At 63.3% G+C, this 433-nt stretch carries 2 protein-coding genes; both read right to left on the bottom strand.

All coding sequences use genetic code 11. The annotated features are described in order from the left end of the window. On the bottom strand, nucleotides 1-232 hold a 232-nt coding region (locus AACY49_RS31250; protein WP_339528214.1), incomplete at its 3' end, for an FAD/NAD(P)-binding protein. Continuing rightward, a partial coding sequence (locus AACY49_RS31255) for a 2-oxo-4-hydroxy-4-carboxy-5-ureidoimidazoline decarboxylase (protein ID WP_339528216.1) occupies nucleotides 229-433 on the bottom strand: 205 nt, incomplete at its 5' end. The genes AACY49_RS31250 and AACY49_RS31255, both read right to left, overlap by 4 nt.

Here is a 433-nt window from a genome sequence, read left to right on the forward strand (position 1 = left end):
TGTCCCACGGCCCCTCGCGGCCGGCAGGGTTCTCATCAAGGACGATGATGTTCGAGATGCGCTCGCGCAGCAGGCCAAACGCGGTAGCGAGGCCGCTCTGACCGCCGCCTACGACGACCACGTCGTAGACATGGCCATCTTCTCGCTCGGTCGGTCGCAGCCAGTCCGAACCGCCGAAGCCGAGACAAGCCAGGTCGTGAGCGACCCTCTCCTCATGTCGTTCGAGTGTCATGCCAAATCCTCCAGCCGAAGCCGCACGATCGCGCCGATTTCTGCAATGGCGCTCTCGATCTCCGTGTCGCGATCGTTGCTAAGCCGCCGGCGCATTGCAGCAAGGATGCCCGCCTTGTCGGTGCGCCGGACGCAGATGATGAACGGGAAGCCGAACCGGTCGCGATAGGCGCGGTTCAGCGCATGAAAATCCTCAAATTCG

Origin of the sequence: Pseudomonas sp. EL_65y_Pfl2_R96 (genome assembly GCF_963970905.1) — a bacterium.
In the GTDB taxonomy this organism is placed as follows: domain Bacteria; phylum Pseudomonadota; class Gammaproteobacteria; order Pseudomonadales; family Pseudomonadaceae; genus Aquipseudomonas.